This window comes from Pseudomonas retamae (genome assembly GCF_043496865.1).
In the GTDB taxonomy this organism is placed as follows: domain Bacteria; phylum Pseudomonadota; class Gammaproteobacteria; order Pseudomonadales; family Pseudomonadaceae; genus Aquipseudomonas; species Aquipseudomonas retamae.
Genome location: NZ_JBIEIL010000003.1, coordinates 125,892 through 140,605, shown reverse-complemented (window position 1 = coordinate 140,605; position 14,714 = coordinate 125,892). Strand labels below are relative to the sequence as shown.

General features: G+C 60.8%; 11 protein-coding genes. 8 read left to right on the top strand and 3 right to left on the bottom strand.

Features of this window, described 5'->3' with window-relative positions; all coding sequences use genetic code 11:
• The first annotated feature begins 101 nt into the window (after positions 1 to 101).
• The 5 genes from ACGSLL_RS05770 (at position 102) to etfB (ending at position 6,811) form a co-directional block, all read left to right on the top strand.
• On the top strand, positions 102 to 632 hold the full coding sequence (locus ACGSLL_RS05770) for a DUF5943 domain-containing protein (RefSeq protein ID WP_005792152.1): 531 nt from the start codon (positions 102 to 104) through the stop codon (positions 630 to 632).
• 15 nt (positions 633 to 647) lie between these two features.
• On the top strand, positions 648 to 2,708 hold the full coding sequence (gene dgcA / locus ACGSLL_RS05765; RefSeq protein ID WP_394504016.1) for a dimethylglycine demethylation protein DgcA: 2,061 nt from the start codon (positions 648 to 650) through the stop codon (positions 2,706 to 2,708).
• A 153-nt stretch (positions 2,709 to 2,861) separates the two neighbouring features.
• Positions 2,862 to 4,811 carry a dimethylglycine demethylation protein DgcB gene (gene dgcB / locus ACGSLL_RS05760; protein WP_394504014.1) on the top strand — a complete coding sequence of 650 codons (1,950 nt, stop codon included), beginning with the start codon at positions 2,862 to 2,864 and terminating at the stop codon, positions 4,809 to 4,811.
• Positions 4,811 to 6,031 carry an electron transfer flavoprotein subunit alpha gene (etfA, locus tag ACGSLL_RS05755; protein WP_394504012.1) on the top strand — a complete coding sequence of 407 codons (1,221 nt, stop codon included), beginning with the start codon at positions 4,811 to 4,813 and terminating at the stop codon, positions 6,029 to 6,031. The genes dgcB and etfA overlap by 1 nt, the downstream gene beginning before the upstream one ends.
• Positions 6,032 to 6,040: 9 nt before the next feature.
• On the top strand, positions 6,041 to 6,811 hold the full coding sequence (etfB, locus tag ACGSLL_RS05750) for an electron transfer flavoprotein subunit beta (protein ID WP_394504010.1): 771 nt from the start codon (positions 6,041 to 6,043) through the stop codon (positions 6,809 to 6,811).
• A gap of 875 nt (positions 6,812 to 7,686) precedes the next feature.
• Here the strand turns inward: etfB and gbcA are convergent.
• Positions 7,687 to 8,982: a glycine-betaine demethylase subunit GbcA gene (gene gbcA, locus ACGSLL_RS05745; RefSeq protein WP_016772823.1), complete on the bottom strand. Its 1,296-nt coding sequence runs from the start codon at positions 8,980 to 8,982 to the stop codon at positions 7,687 to 7,689.
• Positions 8,983 to 9,278: 296 nt separating this feature from the next.
• On the opposite strand from gbcA, the gene gbcB reads away from it, so the two are divergent.
• Positions 9,279 to 10,379, top strand: a complete 1,101-nt coding sequence (gene gbcB, locus ACGSLL_RS05740) for a glycine-betaine demethylase subunit GbcB (RefSeq protein ID WP_208939476.1) — start codon at positions 9,279 to 9,281, stop codon at positions 10,377 to 10,379.
• A gap of 58 nt (positions 10,380 to 10,437) precedes the next feature.
• Here gbcB and ACGSLL_RS05735 read toward each other — a convergent pair whose 3' ends face one another.
• A complete protein-coding gene (locus ACGSLL_RS05735; RefSeq protein ID WP_394504007.1) occupies positions 10,438 to 10,971 on the bottom strand; it encodes an REP-associated tyrosine transposase in 534 nt (177 codons plus the stop codon).
• 314 nt (positions 10,972 to 11,285) lie between these two features.
• Entirely contained in the window at positions 11,286 to 12,326 is a 1,041-nt protein-coding gene (locus ACGSLL_RS05730) for a threonine aldolase family protein (RefSeq protein ID WP_090286977.1), read from the bottom strand.
• Positions 12,327 to 12,452: 126 nt separating this feature from the next.
• Between ACGSLL_RS05730 and ACGSLL_RS05725 the strand changes: the two genes are divergently transcribed.
• Entirely contained in the window at positions 12,453 to 13,163 is a 711-nt protein-coding gene (locus ACGSLL_RS05725; protein ID WP_394504005.1) for a TraX family protein, read from the top strand.
• 285 nt (positions 13,164 to 13,448) lie between these two features.
• Positions 13,449 to 14,702, top strand: a complete 1,254-nt coding sequence (gene glyA, locus ACGSLL_RS05720) for a serine hydroxymethyltransferase (protein WP_024014589.1) — start codon at positions 13,449 to 13,451, stop codon at positions 14,700 to 14,702.
• The last annotated feature ends 12 nt before the right edge of the window (positions 14,703 to 14,714 follow it).

Sequence of the window (14,714 nt, the reverse complement as noted above, 5' to 3'; positions counted from 1 at the left end):
TGCTCGCTACGGCTCCAAAGTCATTCACACGGCTTGTTTATAAAAGCAAAGCAAAAGCTTTGCTGAGTACCGACCACGAATTTTTCTGGAGTTAAGTTTCCATGGCCAAGATCGCCCCGCAATTGCCAATCGAAGTCGACAGCGAGACCGGTGTCTGGACCTCCGACGCCCTGCCGATGCTCTACGTGCCGCGTCACTTTTTCGTGAATAACCACATGGGCATCGAAGAAGTATTGGGCGCTGATGCCTACGCCGAAATCCTCTACAAGGCCGGCTACAAGTCCGCCTGGCACTGGTGCGAAAAAGAGGCCGAATGCCACGGTCTGGAAGGCGTTGCGGTGTTCGAACACTACATGAAGCGCCTGTCGCAACGCGGCTGGGGTCTGTTCAAGATTCAGGACATCGACCTCGACAAAGGCACCGCCAGCGTCAAGCTCGAGCATTCGGCGTTTGTCTACGTCTATGGCAAGGTCGGACGCAAGGTCGATTACATGTTCACCGGCTGGTTTGCCGGCGCCATGGACCAGATCCTCGAAGCCCGTGGCAGCAAGATTCGCACTGTCGCCGAACAAGTCTACGGAGGCTCCGAAGAGGGCCACGATGACGGCTTGTTCACCGTCAAGCCGTTGTAAGCCGAGGACCGTGCCATGGCTTTCGAAGCAATGTTCCAGCCGATCCAGATCGGCAAACTGACCATCCGCAACCGCGTGCTCAGCACCGCGCACGCCGAGGTCTACGCGACTGACGGTGGCATGACCACCGACCGCTACGTCAAATACTACGAAGAGAAAGCCAAGGGCGGCATCGGCCTGGCCATCTGCGGCGGTTCGTCCGTGGTGGCGATCGACAGCCCGCAGGAATGGTGGAGCTCGGTCAACCTGTCCACCGACCGGATCATTCCGCACTTCCAGAATCTGGCCGACGCCATGCACAAGCATGGCGCCAAGATCATGATTCAGATTACCCACATGGGCCGCCGCTCGCGCTGGGACGGTTTCAACTGGCCGACCCTGATGTCGCCATCGGGCATCCGTGAACCAGTGCACCGCGCCACCTGCAAGACCATCGAGCCGGAAGAAATCTGGCGAGTGATCGGCAACTACGCCCAGGCTGCGCGCCGGGCCAAGGCCGGTGGCCTCGATGGCGTCGAACTGTCGGCCGTGCACCAGCACATGATCGACCAGTTCTGGAGCCCGCGCGTCAACAAGCGTACCGACGAATGGGGCGGCAGCTTCGAAGGGCGGATGAAGTTCGGTCTGGAAGTGCTCAAGGCCGTACGCGCCGAGGTCGGTGACGACTTCTGCGTGGGCATGCGCCTGTGCGGTGACGAGTTCCACCCGGACGGTTTGTCCCACGAGGACATGAAGCAGATCGCCAAGTATTACGACGACACCGGCATGCTCGATTTCATCGGCGTGGTCGGCTCGGGTTGCGACACCCACAACACCCTGGCCAACGTCATTCCGAACATGAGCTATCCACCGGAGCCGTTCCTGCACCTGGCTGCCGGGATCAAGGAAGTGGTCAAGGTGCCGGTTCTGCACGCGCAGAACATCAAAGACCCGAACCAGGCCACGCGCATCCTTGAAGGCGGTTACGTCGACATGGTCGGCATGACCCGCGCGCACATCGCTGACCCGCACCTGATCGCCAAGATCAAGATGGGCCAGATCGACCAGATCAAACAGTGCGTTGGTGCCAACTACTGCATCGACCGCCAGTATCAGGGCCTCGATGTGCTTTGCATCCAGAACGCCGCGACTTCCCGCGAGTACATGGGCGTGCCGCACATCATCGAGAAATCCACCGGGCCGAAACGCAAAGTGGTGATCGTCGGTGCCGGCCCGGCCGGGATGGAAGCCGCACGCGTGGCTGCCGAGCGTGGCCATGATGTGACCCTCTTCGAGAAGAAAGAATTTATCGGCGGGCAGATCACTACCGCATCGAAAGCACCACAGCGCGACCAGATCGCCGGTATCACCCGCTGGTTCCAGCTGGAACTGGCGCGACTGAAAGTCGATCTGCGCCTGGGCACGGCCGCGGATGCCGACACCATCATGGACCTGCGTCCAGACGTGGTGGTGCTGGCAGTCGGCGGCCATCCGTACCTGGAGCAGAACGAGCACTGGGGCGCCGCCGAAGGGCTGGTGGTCAGCAGCTGGGACGTGCTCGACGGCAAGGTCGCGCCGGGCAAGAACGTGCTGGTCTACGACACCATTTGCGAGTTCACCGGGATGTCGGTCGCCGACTTCCTCGCCGACAAGGGCAGCCAGGTCGAGATCGTCACCGACGACATCAAACCGGGCGTGGCCATTGGCGGTACGTCGTTCCCGACCTACTACCGCAGCATGTACCCGAAAGAAGTGATCATGACCGGCGACATGATGCTGGAGAAGGTCTACCGCGAAGGCGACAAGCTGGTGGCGGTGCTGGAGAACGAGTACACCGGCGCGAAAGAGGAGCGGGTGGTCGATCAGGTGGTCGTCGAAAACGGCGTGCGCCCGGACGAAGAAATCTACTACGCCCTCAAGGACGGCTCGCGCAACAAGGGCCAGATCGACGTCGAAGCGCTGTTCGCGATCCAGCCGCAACCTTCGCTGAGCGAAGCGGGCGACGGCTACTTGCTGTTCCGCATCGGCGACTGCGTGGCGCAGCGTAATACACACGCCGCGATCTATGACGCCCTGCGGCTGTGCAAGGATTTCTAAGGACTTGCACCAAACCCTGTGGGAGCGAGCCTGCTCGCGAATGCAATCTGTCAGTGAAAGATGAGCTGACTGATTCACCGCTTTCGCGAGCAGGCTCGCTCCCACAGTAAAGCGGATCGTGTTTCTCCAGGCTGTCTGGTGGGAGCTGCACCTATGTTGAACACCCTTCTTCCAATCCTGTTGTTCGCAGCCCTGGGCCTTGCGGTCCTCGGCGCGCTGCGGCGGATGAACATGTGGCGCCGGGGGCGGGCGGCGAAGGTCGATCTGCTCGGCGGTCTGCTGGCCATGCCCAAGCGCTACATGGTCGATCTGCACCACGTCGTGGCGCGGGACAAATACATCGCCAACACCCACGTCGCCACGGCGGGCGGTGCAGTGGCGTCGATCGTGCTGGCGATTCTGGTGCACGGTTTTGGCCTGCACAACCGCATCCTCGGCTACGCCTTGCTGCTGATGTCGGCGGTGATGTTCGTCGGCGCGATCTTCATGTACCTGCGTCGGCGCAACCCGCCAGCTCGCCTGTCGAAAGGCCCGTGGATGCGCCTGCCGAAAAGCCTGCTGGCGTTTTCCGCGTCGTTCTTTCTGGTGACCTTGCCGGTGGCCGGGATCCTGCCGGAGAACTTCGGTGGTTGGGTGCTGGCGGCCATTCTCGGTGTTGGCGTGCTGTGGGGCGTGTCGGAACTGTTCTTCGGCATGACCTGGGGCGGGCCGATGAAGCACGCCTTCGCCGGTGCCCTGCACCTGGCCTGGCACCGTCGCCCGGAACGTTTCGGCGGCGGTCGCTCGACCGGTTTGAAGCCGCTGGACCTGAACAACCCCGATGCGCCGCTGGGCGTGGAAAAACCCAAGGATTTCACCTGGAACCAGTTGCTCGGTTTCGATGCCTGCGTGCAGTGCGGCAAATGTGAAGCCGCGTGCCCGGCGTTCGCCGCCGGCCAGCCGCTGAACCCGAAAAAACTGATTCAGGACATGGTCGTCGGTCTCGCCGGTGGCACCGATGCCAAATTCGCGGGTAGTCCGTATCCGGGCAAGCCCGTGGGCGAACACGGCGGCAATCCGCATCAGCCGATCGTCAACGGTCTGGTCGATGCCGAAACCCTGTGGTCATGCACCACTTGCCGTGCCTGCGTCGAGGAATGCCCGATGATGATCGAGCACGTCGATGCCATCGTCGACATGCGCCGTCATCTGACCCTGGAAAAAGGTGCGACGCCGAACAAGGGCGCCGAAGTCCTCGAAAACCTCATCGCCACCGACAACCCAGGCGGGTTCGCACCGGGCGGGCGGATGAACTGGGCAGCGGATCTGAGCCTCAATCTGCTCAGCGAGAAGAAAACCACCGACGTGCTGTTCTGGGTCGGCGACGGCGCTTTCGACATGCGCAATCAGCGCACCTTGCGTGCCTTCGTCAAAGTGCTGAAAGCGGCGAAAATCGACTTCGCGGTGCTCGGCCTTGAGGAACGCGACAGCGGTGATGTGGCACGGCGTCTTGGCGACGAAGCGACGTTCCAGTTGCTCGCCAAGCGCAATATCCAGACCCTGGCCAAATACAGCTTCAACCGCATCGTCACCTGCGATCCGCACAGTTTCCATGTGCTGAAAAACGAGTACGGCGCGTTCGATGGCAACTATCTGGTGCAGCACCACAGCACCTACATGGCTGAAATCATCCAGGCTGGCGCGCTGAACCTCGGTCAGCACAAAGGCAACAGCGTGACCTATCACGATCCGTGCTACCTGGGCCGCTACAACGGCGAGTACGAAGCGCCGCGCGAAGTGCTGCGTGCCCTCGGCATCGAAGTCAAAGAGATGCAACGTTCCGGCTTCCGATCGCGCTGCTGCGGCGGTGGTGGCGGCGCGCCGATCACTGACATTCCGGGCAAGCAGCGTATTCCCGACATGCGCATGGACGACATCCGCGAGACCGGCGCCGAACTGGTGGCCGTGGGTTGTCCACAGTGCACGGCGATGCTCGAAGGCGTGGTCGAACCGCGTCCGCTGATCAAGGACATTGCCGAACTGGTGGCCGATGCGTTGCTCGAAGACGCCGCGCCGAGCAAACCGGCGATACCGGCCAAACGTGAACCTGCGGAGGTGCATTGATGAGCGACATTATCCGCCGCGACCCGCGCGCCGAATGGATCGCGCGCAACCGCCTGCATCCGTTGCACGCGGCGATGCAGCCGGCTCAACACAGCTGGATGGGCCCGAATGGCGTTATCCGCAAGAATCTGCACGGTATCGGTTTCATCGGCCCCAACGGCATCAAGCGCATTGACCGCAGCGGCGCGCAACAGGGCGGGGCGGTCAAGCGTTCGGCCGCGGTTGAGGTGCAATTGCCGTTGCATCAGGTGCCGGCCCCGGCGTTTTACATCAGCGTGGTGCCGGACATGGTCGGCGGCCGCCTGAGCAGCCACGACCGCGACCTGCTCGGTCTTGCCCATCAACTGGCCGGTACGGACGGCGCGGTGTTGGCGGTGGTGTTTGGCGAGCACAAGGAAAGCACTTTCGAAACCGCCGGCGTCGATCGCTTGCTGATACTTGAAGGCGACGAGTTCAGCGGTTATGCACCGGAACAACGGGTGCAAGGGCTGCGGGCTGTGGATAACCAGTTCAACCCGCGCCACTGGTTGCTGCCGGACAGTCGTAGCGGTGGCGGCGAACTCGGCCGACGCTTTGCTGCAGCGCTGGGCGAACGCCCGGCAACACGCGTTTGGCAAGTGAAGGACCAGGAATGCATCGGCCGTGCCGGTGCCGGGTTGCAGGATCTGGCCCGTCCGGTTGCGCGGTTGATTCTGGCGGCGGCCGAATGCGCCGAACCAGTCAGCGAAACCCGTCACGAAGCACTGCCGGTAGAGTTATCCACAAGCGTCGCGCGCAGCCTGTCGCGAATCGAAGACCTCGGTGCGGTGGCGGTGGACCCGGGCGCGATTCCGATGGCCGAAGCCGAATTCATTTTCTCCGGTGGCAACGGCGTGAAGGACTGGGCGCTGTTCCACGAAACCGCCGCAGCACTTGGCGCCACCGAGGGTGCTTCGCGCGTGGCGGTGGACGATGGTTTCATGGCCCGTGATCGCCAGGTCGGCGCGTCCGGCACCTGGGTCACCGCGCGGGTCTATGTGGCTGTGGGTATCTCTGGCGCGATCCAGCATCTGCAAGGTATCGGCGCCTGCGACAAGGTGGTGGCGATCAACCTCGATCCAGGCTGCGACATGATCAAGCGTGCCGACCTCTCGGTGATCGGCGAAAGCGCAGGGATTCTGCAAGCATTGATCGAAGCGGTCGCCGCTTACCGCAACGAAGCCAAGCGCGATGCGGCTTAAGGAAACCCTATGAACACGAACGTTATCAGTCTGGTCTCGATTGGCGCCCACCCGACCTCCGGCCGGCCACGGCGCGCCGAACAGGATGCCCGCGCGGTCGAACTGGGCCTGCAACTGGCTGGGGATAACCTGCAAGTGCTGCACGCTGGCGACATCGCCGAACCGGCACTGCGCGCCTATCTGGGCATGGGTCTTGAGCAGATGCACGTGCTGGAACAACCGGCTGGCGCCGACGCGTTGCCGGCGCTGACGGCGTACCTGCGTGACGCGGGTGCGCAAGTGGTATTGACCGGCAGCCAGGCGGAAACCGGCGAAGGTTCGGGGATGTTGCCGTTTCTGCTGGCCGAAGGGCTGGGCTGGCCGCTGGTGGTCGGGCTGGCGCAGGTCGAGTCGATCAACGACGGTTCGGCGCTGGTGCTGCAAGCGTTGCCGCGCGGGCAGCGGCGACGCTTGAAGGTGAAGCTGCCGTTTCTGGCGACTGTGGATAACGCTGCGCCGAAGCCTCGGCAGAGTGCTTATGGGCCGGCGCGACGGGGCGTGTTGCAGGCTGATGAAGTCGAGGTGGTGGACGACCAGCTTCTGGCCGTCGCCACGCTGCAACCGGCCAAGCCACGGCCCAAGCGCTTGAAAGTGATCAAGGCCAAGAGCGGGGCTGACCGGATGAAGGCAGCCACGGCGAAGGCCAGTGGTGGCGGTGGGCAGGTTTTGAAAGGTGTAACCGCGCAGGCTGGCGCCGAAGCCATCCTCAAGTTGCTGATCGAAGAGGGTGTCGTGCGCTAGCAAGGCTTTTCCAGGCACTGAACAACCCCTGTGGGAGCGAGCCTGCTCGCGAAAGCGGACGGTCAGTTGATACATGTGTCGACTGATCTACCGCATTCGCGAGCAGGCTCGCTCCCACAATTGCATTCATTCGCAGCCAGTTTCGTGTTGTTTACCCACAATCCCTGTTGGCGGATCTGTGGATAACGTGTTCGCCCCTCCCTGCACGCCACGCCAATCAAGCCTTCCAGCCCGATGATCAGAAAGTAATCAGCGTAACTTACGGATTTTAAGAAGTTTTTCTACAAGACTCTGCAAAAACTTGCCCCCAATCTCTGTTGGCGCTTCTGTGGACAAGATGTTCGCTTTCCTCTACACGCCTTATGGAACAAGGCTTGCAAGGGTGTGATCATATTTTGATCAAACGAGGTCTTTTTCCAATCAAAGCCGCATGGACGAGGTCTTTTCCCCAAGCCGGCGCGCTTTTCCACAGAACAAGCAAAGTTACCCCCGATCTCTGTTGGCGCTTCTGTGGATAACGTGTTTGCTACCCGCTACAGGCCTTTAAATTCGCGACCTGTAGAGGGTTGATCAAAAAGCGATCAATCATTTCCAGAAACCGTGGTTTTGAATAAGTCACGATTTTTCTTTGCAAATCAGCAGGATATTTTCCGTTTCATCCACAGTTACCCCCAATTGCTGTGGGTGGGTATGTGGATAACTTGTTTGCGGAAGGCTGGGGGGCTTGCTGGATATGGCTGGCGGGGTGGTTGATCAGAAATTGTGCAATCAGAGTTTGAGGATGGGGTGACTGTGCAATAGCTATCGCGAGCAGGCTCACTCCAGGGGAGCGCATTCCAAACTAGGCGTGAGCCTGCTCGCGATGCTTTTGCTTATTAGCCCTGAACCGGTACACCTTTGAGGTACGGCGCTGGCTCAGCCCCGAGGTTGTTCAACATCCGCTCGCTGTACCAGTCAACAAAGTTGACCACGCCAAACTCATAGGTCTTCGAGTAAGGCCCCGGCTGGTACGCGGTGGAGTTGATTCCGCGCTGGTTCTCCTCCGCCAGACGTCGGTCCTGATCGTTGGTCGCATCCCACACCTGACGCATGCGCTCGACGTCGTAATCGACGCCTTCAACGGCATCTTTGTGCACCAGCCATTTGGTGGTGACCATGGTTTCCTGGGCGCTGATTGGCCAAACGGTGAAGACGATGATGTGGTCGCCCATGCAGTGGTTCCACGAATGCGGCAGGTGCAGGATGCGCATCGAGCCGAGGTCCGGGTTCTTGATCCGGCCCATCAGTTTCGCGCAGCCCTGTTTACCGTCGAGCGTCATCGACACAGTGCCCTTGAGCAGCGGCATGCGCACGATGCGGTTGCGCAGGCCAAAACTGGCGTGAGCGTACGGAATCTTCTCGGCTTCCCAGGCAGCGGCGGAGGCGGCAACGTGGTCCTTGAATGCCTGATCGGCGCGCGGGTCGGTGACGTCGTCCCATTCCAGCAGGGTTTTCAACAGTTCCGGGTGCGACGCGTTGCAGTGGTAGCACTCGCGGTTGTTTTCCAACACCAGTTTCCAGTTGGCCTTTTCCATTAAGGTGGTGGTGATCGCCACCTTGGTGTTCTCCATGTCGTACGGTTCCATGTAATGGTTGAGCGTCGACAAAAAGTCATCGATGGCCGGCGGGTTTTCCGCCAGGCTGATGAAGATGTAGCCGCCGGCAGTTTTCACATTCACCGGTTTGAGACCGTACTGCTTCATGTCGAAGTCAGCGCCCATCTCGGTGCCGGCGAACAATAAACGACCGTCCAGCTCGTAAGTCCACTGGTGGTAATGGCAGACCAGTTTGGCGACCTTGCCTTTTTCACTGGTGCACAGGCGCGAGCCACGGTGGCGGCAGACGTTATGGAATGCGTGCACCACACCTTCGGCGCCGCGAATGACGATGATCGGGTTTTTGCCGACCTGCAGGGTCAGGTAGTTGCCCTTGGCGGGGATTTCGCAGGTCATGCCAGCGATCAACCACTCTTTCTGAAAGATCTCCTGCATGTCGATATCGAACAGGCGCTCGTCGCTGTAGAACGGCTGCGGCAGGGAAAAGGTCCGCTCGCGTTCCTGGAGCATTTGTGCGGTGGCCTTGCGTGCGGGTTCCAGCGGATCGCCCAGGCTGATTTTTGCGGTGACGTCCATCGATGTAATCCTCATGGCCCTCTGCGTGGCCGGCGAAAGTGGCTGATCAGGTGTGCTGCAAAACGGTTGCTACGCAAGGTGTAAAGAAGTCGTCTTGTGTTGGGGCGAGTGTGGGGCCGGCGCTGCCCCGAACCTTATCCATGGGCGACATGGTGCAATCTGTTCCCGACGCGCAAGCCCCGGTGTTCAAGGGCTGGTCGCGATAAGTATGTCAATGTCGCGGATAGGTAAACGCGCGGTCCGCGCTATACGCAGAATCGCCGACATGAGGCCGACAGTCGGCCGTGGAGAACAGCATGTCCAACAGCTTCCTGAATCCGGTCACCACCCAGACCTGGGCCAATGGCCGACACATTGTCCGTTGCGTCAAAGTCATCCAGGAAACCTGGGATGTGCGCACCTTCTGCTTCATGGCCGATCAACCGATCATGTTCTTTTTCAAGCCGGGGCAGTTCGTCACCCTGGAGCTGGAAATCGAAGGCCAGCCGGTCATGCGCTCGTACACCATTTCCAGCTCGCCGTCGGTGCCGTACAGCTTTTCGGTAACGATCAAGCGCGTGCCGGGCGGCAAGGTGTCCAACTGGCTGCACGACACGCTGCATGAAGGGCAAGAGTTGGCAGTGCACGGGCCGGTCGGGTTGTTCAATGCCATCGATTTCCCGAGCCCGAAAGTTCTGTATCTGAGCGGCGGCGTCGGTATCACCCCGTGCATGTCGATGGCGCGCTGGTTCTACGACACCAACGCCAACGTCGACATGACCTTTATCCACAGTGCGCGCTCGCCAAAAGACATCATTTATCACCGCGAGCTGGAACACATGGCGTCGCGGATCGACAACTTCAGCCTGCACTTGATCTGCGAGAAACATGGCCTCGGTGAGCCCTGGGCCGGTTATCGCGGCTACCTCAACCACAAGATGCTTGAACTGATGGTGCCGGACTTCCTCGAGCGCGAAGTGTTCTGCTGCGGCCCGACGCCCTACATGACCGCGGTCAAGCGCCTGCTGGAAAACGCCGGCTACGACATGTCGCGTTATCACGAGGAATCGTTCGGCGCCACGCCACCGGAAGCGCGTGCCGACGCGGTGGAGCAAGCCGAGCAGGCAGCCGATGCGCCGGAAATCGACGCAGCGGATCTGCATCAGGTCGAATTCACCGCCTCCGGCAAGAGCATCCGTGTGGCACCGGGCGAAACCGTGCACGCGGCGGCGGCCAAACTGGGCCTGATGATCCCGAAAGCCTGCGGCATGGGCATTTGCGGAACGTGCAAGGTGATGAAGCTCGGCGGCGAAGTGGAGATGGAGCACAACGGCGGGATTACCGAGGATGACGAGGCCGAGGGTTTCATCCTGTCTTGCTGCAGTGTGCCTAAAGGTGATGTGCGGATTGAGTTCTGAATATGATCGTTCCCACGCTCTGCGTGGGAACGCAGCCCGGGACGCTCCGCGTCCCATTTCAATACCAGCGCTGAACCCCGATAAGCCCCGCAATGCCCGCGTAGTCTCTGGCACTCGAATACCGCCAATGCTCCGGTAAATCCACGTAACCGCGTTTCACCGGGTTGTTGTGGATATATTCAAGTTTCTGGCGCATCACTGATTCGCTGTAGACCATCTCTGCGTGCGCGCCTTCTTGCCACAGTTGATAAACCCGATCCTGCTTATGCGCGCGTTTGCTGAAGCGCAGACGCTGCAGGGCTTTGTCGGCGCCTTTGGTTTGCAAGTCATTGATGATCTGTCGCGCGGTGAATGATTTGAACTGGCTGAGGCATTTGCTCAGATCGGGTGCTTGAGCGACGAAGTGCAGGTGGTTTTCCAGGATCACGTAGCCATACAGCTTCAAGTCGTGATGAGTTTGTTGATAGCGCCAGCAATCAAGCACGTGGTCGACAATGTATGGGCGGATGAACAACGGTAGCCATTCCATCACCGTGCAGGTGAGGAAATGCGGTTTGTCGGTTTCGGTAACCAAATAGCGGCTGCGGCCCATGGGATTCGATCCTTGAATCTTGCGGTGCGTGGAGGGTGGAACGCGGAGCGTCCCTGGATGCATTAACACGCGGAGCGTGGGAACGATCAGGGTGAAGCGGGCGGGATGATGACGCTAGAAGAGAAGTCTGGTCTTACGGTGGGAAAAGTCAGTCCCGACCCAAGATCGTTCCCACGCTCTGCGTGGGAATGCAGCCACTGACGCTCTGCGTCATAGCGGTGTTCAATGTGGCGAAGGTGGTGGGGCTGGAACGCGGAGCGTCCCGGGAGGCATTCCCACGCGGAGCGTGGGAACGATCAGTGTGGCGAGGGGGATCAGGCCGACATCACTTCGCGGATGTCACGCGCCAATTCGCGCACGCGCTCTTCTTCGGTGTCCCACGAGCACATGAAGCGCGCGCCGCCCTTGCCGATGAAGGTGTAGAAACGCCAGTTCTTCGCAGTCAGCGCGGCGATGGCCGGTTCCGACAGTTGCAGGAACACGCCGTTGGCCTGGACCGGGAACATCAGCTCGACGCCGGGAATGTCGCTGACCAGTTCGGCCAGCAGTTGCGCGCAGTGGTTGGCGTGGCGGGCGTATTTGAGCCAGGCGCCGTTTTCCAGAATGCCGACCCAGGGCGCCGACAGGAAGCGCATTTTCGACGCCAGCTGCCCGGCCTGTTTGCAGCGATAATCGAAGTCTTCGGCCAGTTTGTGGTTGAAGAACAGGATCGCCTCGCCCACCGCCATGCCGTTTTTCGTGCCGCCGAAGCACAGCACATCGACGCCGGCCTTCCAGGTCAGGTCAGCGGGCGAGCAGCCGAGGAATGCGCAGGCGTTGGAAAACCGCGCGCCGTCCATGTGCAGGTGCAGGCCCAGTTCCTTGCAGGTTGCGCTGATCGCGCGGACTTCTTCCGGGGTGTAGACGCTGCCGACTTCAGTGGCCTGGGTCAGGGTCACCACGCGCGGTTTCGGGTAGTGAATGTCCTGGCGCTTGAGCGCGACCTCGCGGATTGACTGCGGGGTTATCTTGCCGTTTTCGGTGCCGGCGATCAGCAGTTTCGAACCGTTGGAGAAAAATTCCGGGGCGCCGCACTCATCGGTTTCGACGTGGGCGGTTTCCGAGCAGATCACGCTGTGGTAACTCTGGCACAGCGACGACAGGGCCAGCGAGTTGGCGGCGGTGCCGTTGAAGGCGAAGAACACTTCGCAGTCGGTTTCGAACAGGTTGCGGAAATGATCGGCCGCGCGGGCGGTCCATTCATCGTCGCCATAGGCGCGCTGGTGGCCGTGGTTGGCCTGTTCCATGGCAGCCCAGGCTTCCGGGCAGATACCGGAATAGTTGTCGCTGGCGAATTGTTGGCTCTTGTCGGTCATGGCCGGCTTCCGTAATCGAGACTCTTGTGAAGGCTCGTGGTCAATGAAGATGCGCACTTTACCGAAGATCTTCCGGGGAGCACATGCGATGTCGGGTGCAGGAAATTACCAGTTTATGGGCCGATTATGCACCTGAGCCGACGCGACGGCGCGCTGGATCTGCTCAAATGGCTGGCGTTATTGAGCATGGTCCTCGATCACCTGCGATATGTCGGCTATTCCGCCGATTGGCTATACGTGCCGGGGCGACTGGCGTTTCCGTGGTTTTGCCTGGCGATGGCGGCTAATCTGGCTCGCGACGGTTCGCGGAGAATGGAGTGGCGCTATCTGGGCTGGCTGTTGCTGTTCAGCGCCGTCAGTGAGATTCCGTATCGCTTGTACATTCCTGATCCTGACACGTTGAACGTGATGCCGACGCTGGCGCTGGGGTTGTTGGTGGCGCGCGGTTGGCAGGGTTCAGCATCGGTGCCGCGATTGCTCGCGCTGATCGCGCTGGTGGTTGCGGCGGTTTTTTCAGAACGACTGATGTTCGGTTTTTTCGGCGTTCTGCTGCCCTTGGCGATGCTGCTGGTCTTCCGTCGCCCTTGGTATTTCGGTCTGCTGCCGGGCCTGATCTGTCTCGCTGCCAATCAATGGCAGGTGTTGCTCGAATCGGCGCGGTTCGGCAACAGCGTGGCGATTGTCGGTCTGGCGATGTGTCTGTTTGCGCCAATGCTGGGAATGTTCCTGTTGCGACATCTGCGACATGTCCGGCCTGCACCGATGCGCCGGTGGGCGTATGCGCTGTATCCGGCGCATTTCCTGCTGCTGCTCGCCGTCCGCGCGGCATACACCTGACCCCTGTGGGAGCGAGCCTGCTCGCGAAAGCGGTCTGTCAGCCAACTTCCATGTCGGATGTGCCTGCCTCTTCGCGAGCAGGCTCGCTCCCACAGGGGATCTCCGCGGGTTAGAGAGATACGTTCGACCAGTCATTTCCAGCCATGTCGTAAACGCACCTTTGCGTGGCGCGCGCAGGCATTTGAGCTGTCTGTGCCGGTCATACCATCGCATCAAAGGGCACCGCTGCGATTGCTGGTGCCTTACCGAGACGAATGGCGCACAGATGCCGCTGGGAGAGACGCGATGTTCAGCAAGCAAGACCAGATCCAGGGTTACGACGATGCACTGCTGGCGGCGATGAATGCCGAGGAGCAACGTCAGGAAGATCACATCGAGCTGATCGCGTCGGAGAACTACACCAGCAAGCGCGTCATGCAGGCGCAAGGCAGTGGCCTGACCAACAAATACGCCGAAGGCTATCCGGGCAAGCGCTACTACGGCGGCTGCGAGCACGTCGATAAAGTCGAAGCGCTGGCGATCGAACGCGCCAAGCAACTGTTCGGCGCCGATTACGCCAACGTCCAGCCGCACTCCGGTTCTTCGGCCAACAGCGCGGTGTACCTGGCGCTTATCCAGCCGGGCGACACCATTCTCGGCATGAGCCTGGCCCACGGCGGCCACCTGACCCACGGCGCGAAAGTGTCGTCCTCGGGCAAGCTCTACAACGCCGTACAGTACGGCATCAACACCGACACCGGGCTGATCGACTACGACGAAGTCGAGCGTCTGGCCGTCGAGTGCAAGCCAAAAATGATCGTCGCCGGTTTCTCCGCTTACTCAAAGACTCTGGACTTCCCGCGCTTCCGCCAGATCGCCGACAAGGTTGGTGCGCTGCTGTTCGTCGACATGGCCCACGTCGCCGGTCTGGTCGCTGCTGGCCTGTATCCGAACCCGCTGCCGTACGCTGACGTCGTCACCACCACCACCCACAAAACCCTGCGCGGTCCGCGTGGCGGGCTGATTCTGGCCAAGTCCAACGAAGAGATCGAAAAGAAGCTCAACGCCGCCGTATTTCCCGGCGCCCAGGGCGGTCCGCTGATGCACGTCATTGCTGGTAAGGCGGTGTGCTTCAAGGAAGCGCTGGAGCCAGGCTTCAAGGCCTATCAGCAACAAGTGATCGACAACGCTCAGGCGATGGCCAGCGTGTTCATCAAACGTGGCTACGATGTAGTGTCCGGCGGCACCGATAACCATTTGTTCCTGGTCAGCCTGATCCGTCAGGGCCTGACCGGCAAGGACGCCGATGCCGCCCTCGGCCGTGCCCACATCACCGTGAACAAGAACGCTGTGCCGAACGACCCGCAGTCGCCGTTCGTGACCTCGGGCCTGCGCATCGGCACCCCGGCCGTCACCACTCGTGGCTTCAAGGTCAGCCAGTGCGAAACCCTCGCCGGCTGGATCTGCGACATCCTCGACAACCTCGGTGACGCCGATGTCGAGGCCAATGTCGCCCAACAGGTGTCGGCCCTGTGCGCAGACTTCCCGGTTTATCGCTGAGCGTTCTGGAGT

Bases quoted from the DNA above. Each gene is read 5' to 3' on its own strand.
- ACGSLL_RS05770 (WP_005792152.1), top strand. From the start codon at position 102: ATGGCCAAGATCGCCCCGCAATTGCCAATCGAAGTCGACAGCGAGACC.
- dgcA (WP_394504016.1), top strand. From the start codon at position 648: ATGGCTTTCGAAGCAATGTTCCAGCCGATCCAGATCGGCAAACTGACC.
- dgcB (WP_394504014.1), top strand. From the start codon at position 2,862: ATGTTGAACACCCTTCTTCCAATCCTGTTGTTCGCAGCCCTGGGCCTT.
- etfA (WP_394504012.1), top strand. From the start codon at position 4,811: ATGAGCGACATTATCCGCCGCGACCCGCGCGCCGAATGGATCGCGCGC.
- etfB (WP_394504010.1), top strand. From the start codon at position 6,041: ATGAACACGAACGTTATCAGTCTGGTCTCGATTGGCGCCCACCCGACC.
- gbcA (WP_016772823.1), bottom strand. From the start codon at position 8,982: ATGGACGTCACCGCAAAAATCAGCCTGGGCGATCCGCTGGAACCCGCA.
- gbcB (WP_208939476.1), top strand. From the start codon at position 9,279: ATGTCCAACAGCTTCCTGAATCCGGTCACCACCCAGACCTGGGCCAAT.
- ACGSLL_RS05735 (WP_394504007.1), bottom strand. From the start codon at position 10,971: ATGGGCCGCAGCCGCTATTTGGTTACCGAAACCGACAAACCGCATTTC.
- ACGSLL_RS05730 (WP_090286977.1), bottom strand. From the start codon at position 12,326: ATGACCGACAAGAGCCAACAATTCGCCAGCGACAACTATTCCGGTATC.
- ACGSLL_RS05725 (WP_394504005.1), top strand. From the start codon at position 12,453: ATGCACCTGAGCCGACGCGACGGCGCGCTGGATCTGCTCAAATGGCTG.
- glyA (WP_024014589.1), top strand. From the start codon at position 13,449: ATGTTCAGCAAGCAAGACCAGATCCAGGGTTACGACGATGCACTGCTG.